Raw genomic sequence first — 3,277 nt, forward strand, 5'->3', positions numbered from 1 at the left:
CCCTCCCAGTTTAATCTTTTTGCAAAATACCTAGATGGCAGATACTTTAACATAAAAAGAGCGTTGCCGCGGACCATCAAATTCGCAGAAATAGATTCCCTGCCAGGTTCCCAGTAATAAGCGGCCAGCAGTTACCGGAATAGTTTGCGCTATACCTATGGTGCTGGCTTTTAAATGGGCTGCGGAATTGCCTTCCCTATGGCGATAAGCCGGGTGCTTCCAGGGGAAGAGCTCATTAGCCCCTCTGATCGAACATGCCGCATCCCAAAGCCATGATTCAAGTGTCTTGTCTTTTGCTGCGTTTTCTGCCATGATAACCTCCTTTTCCTAATTTGGCATACATTAAAATTGGAATAGTGTTCTCTTTTGCAGTTTACTCTTATCCAGAAATGTCAAATATCCTCCAGCATAGGCATATTATCTAAATTTCGTCACAAACCAGATATTCCCTTCTGGTTTTTTCGATGTTTGCACTGTGGGGTAAGATAATACTTTTGCATTTATCTTCGTCCACCGTTCTAGGTGTAACCTAAACTATTTACTTCGCCCGGGCTGGCTTTTCAGCGGCTTCCCCCTCTTTTTTTGCTGCTTTCTCCTGGTGCTTCTGTAACTTTATCACCCGCTTCTATATCCCTGACTTGCGTTAACTTATCCGCAAAACCAGTGGCCAGAGAAAGGATTTCATCCCGTCTTATCAAGACTTCCAGCCATCCTGCAGGAATGGCCTCAAATCCGTAGCTTATGCCTGCAAGCCCCCCGGTCACGGCAGCCACCGTATCGGTGTCCTCGCCCAGGTTAACCGCTGCCAATAGAGTGGAGGTAAAGTCATTGTTATTGATTAAACACCATATAGCCGCTTCCAGGGTATGGACTACATAACCACTTGATCTGATTTCCCTCTCGCTCACTTGCTGTAGTTGACCATCAAGGATACGAGCAAAATGCTTCTTCTCTGTACCTGCTATTCCTGCCTGCAGTACTTCCTCCGGCAAAGAACACAGGTTTTGATAAGCTTCAATTGGGCTAACTCCGGTCAACAGTTCTTTCGCCAGCAGGGCATAGATATAGCAGGCGGAACAGGTCCGGGGATGCCCGTGGGTAATCCGGGATATCGTCCATATTCCATCAGCCATAGTTTCCGGTCCTGATCCCGCCAGGTATAGTGCTGCTGGCATTATGCGCATCAGTGAACCATTTCCGTTATCGTTTTCTCCCTTTGGTCCGGCATCTATCGCGGGTACGCCCCTTCTCAGCCTTTCCATAGCCCTGCTTGTGCTGCCCCCAATATCATAGGCAAAACCCGTTGGTGTCCAGTAACCTTCATTGTACCAGCGTAAAAAACGCCCGGCGGCATCTTCGGCATTGAGCCCCGCCTCGCAGATACTCTCAGCCAGGCACAGGGTCAATGATCCATCATCGCTAAAACTTCCCGGCGGCATATTAAAAGCTCCCCAGCCCTCCATGCCTGCCACCGGTTTCTTCTTGCGTTCTTCACGTGGAGCAAACTGTACTGGCAAGCCCAGTGCATCACCTATCAATACTCCCAATAGTCCACCCATAATCTGATTTTTATCCATTCTATCTCCCCCTTGTTTTAAATGGTCTTCCTTACTGTTCCAGTCCTATAGGCGGGAGTGGAGATCGTGCCGTACATCGCAGGGCTCCTCCAATGACTTACCTCCCTTAAAGAGATCCCATATCTGTATCACTTCTTTAATTTAAGGACAAATCTCGGGCATATTCAAATGAAATAAACTTTATAGTATAATATTTACAGGAAGGCAGGTGATGAAATGAAAATCCAAAATCCCCATGATAGATTCTTCAAAGAGACCTTCGGCAAGGTTGAGGTGGCAAAGGACTTCTTAAATAATTATCTGCCGGAAAATATTATAAAGGTCATAGATGTAGATACCTTGGAACCCCAAAAGGACAGCTTCATAAATGAAGAACTGCAAGAAGGTTTTTCTGATTTGCTTTTTAAGGCCAACATAAACAAGAGGGAAGGATATATTTATCTCCTCTTTGAACACAAAAGCTATAGCAGTAAAGACATCGCTTTTCAACTGTTAAAGTATATGGTAGAAATTTGGGAAGCCAAAATCAAAAAGGAAAAAGCGGATAAGTTACCGGTGATAATACCGCTGGTAGTATATCATGGCAAAGACAGCTGGAAAATAGGGACCACGCTGGGAGAAATGATAATGGGATATGAAGACCTCCCGGAAGACATTAAGAGGTTTACCCCGAATTATGAATATTTATTTTATGACCTTTCACGCTATACCGATGATGAGATAAAAGGTGAAGCAATAAATAGAATAGCAACGACTATAATGAGAGATATATTCACGAAAGACAACAAGGGCTTGCTGGGTTCCGTCTTTAGAGCAGTAAGCTATCTGCTGGAATTAGATGATAAACAGACAGGAATAGAATACTTTGAAACCCTGATGAGGTATATATTCAGCGCCAGGACCGATTTGACCAGGGCGGATTTCAATAGAGTGGTTAAGAAAATTGAGACTACCTATCCGGAAGGGAGTGAAGCGGTGATGACTTTAGCGGAAATATTCAGAGAAGAAGGAAGAGCTGAAGGAAGAGAAGCAGGAAGAGATGCGGGAATGGAAGCAGGAATGGAAGCAGGAATGGAAGCAGGAGAAGCCAAAGCTCTTGCTAGAACTGCGATAAAGTTGCTGACTAAAAAATTCGGATTGTTACCAGAGGAATTTAAGACGGGGATATCAAAATTAGACCCCCCAACTTTGGATGTTATGATTGATGGCATTTTGGATTACGAAAGCCTGGAAGAGGTAAAAAGGTATCTTCAGTAACCACAATAACTCCGTAAATAAGTCCGGGGGCAGTCCCCGGACTTAAACTACTGGGATTGCTATGGGCATAAATTCTTCCCTGGTCTTGTTCTGCGATTGCCCAGCATTCGTTCCTAATCCTACCCGGCCTATTCCATAGAAGCTGACCCTAAGCCGGGAGCTGTAATAGCGGTGCAGACCTTCGGGGATTTTCTAAACTTCAACCCACACCTGCATATCATTGCAAGCGATGGCTGTTTTGCAACAGATGGAGGATTTATGGTGGGGTTTCGTAGAAACTGGGCTCGTATGATTCAAAAGATTTATCATATAGCTACATTAATTGCGACCAAAGGGAGCATCAGAAGTGCCCGCAGGGTGATCCATTACTTTGCCCAAAATGTAGTGGTCACATGCGAATTATATCCATTATCGAAGATCTGGCTATCGTAAAGAAGATATTG

At 44.7% G+C, this 3,277-nt stretch carries 3 protein-coding genes and 1 pseudogene; 2 read left to right on the forward strand and 2 right to left on the reverse strand.

Annotation, left to right across the window (positions count from 1 at the left end; genetic code table 11):
- Positions 1–30: 30 nt before the first annotated feature.
- Positions 31–237 (reverse strand): annotated as a pseudogene (locus PHP87_RS11575) (secondary thiamine-phosphate synthase enzyme YjbQ); the annotation flags it as partial.
- A gap of 323 nt (positions 238–560) precedes the next feature.
- A complete protein-coding gene (locus PHP87_RS11580; protein WP_299921538.1) occupies positions 561–1,577 on the reverse strand; it encodes an ADP-ribosylglycohydrolase family protein in 1,017 nt (338 codons plus the stop codon).
- A 216-nt stretch (positions 1,578–1,793) separates the two neighbouring features.
- On the opposite strand from PHP87_RS11580, the gene PHP87_RS11585 reads away from it, so the two are divergent.
- A complete protein-coding gene (locus tag PHP87_RS11585; protein ID WP_299921540.1) occupies positions 1,794–2,834 on the forward strand; it encodes an Rpn family recombination-promoting nuclease/putative transposase in 1,041 nt (346 codons plus the stop codon).
- A 165-nt stretch (positions 2,835–2,999) separates the two neighbouring features.
- Complete coding sequence (locus PHP87_RS11590; RefSeq protein ID WP_299921542.1) at positions 3,000–3,266, forward strand: transposase; 267 nt, start codon at positions 3,000–3,002, stop codon at positions 3,264–3,266.
- Positions 3,267–3,277: the final 11 nt, after the last annotated feature.

Origin of the sequence: Syntrophomonas sp., assembly GCF_028707975.1 — a bacterium.
Taxonomy (GTDB): Bacteria; Bacillota; Syntrophomonadia; order Syntrophomonadales; family Syntrophomonadaceae; genus Syntrophomonas.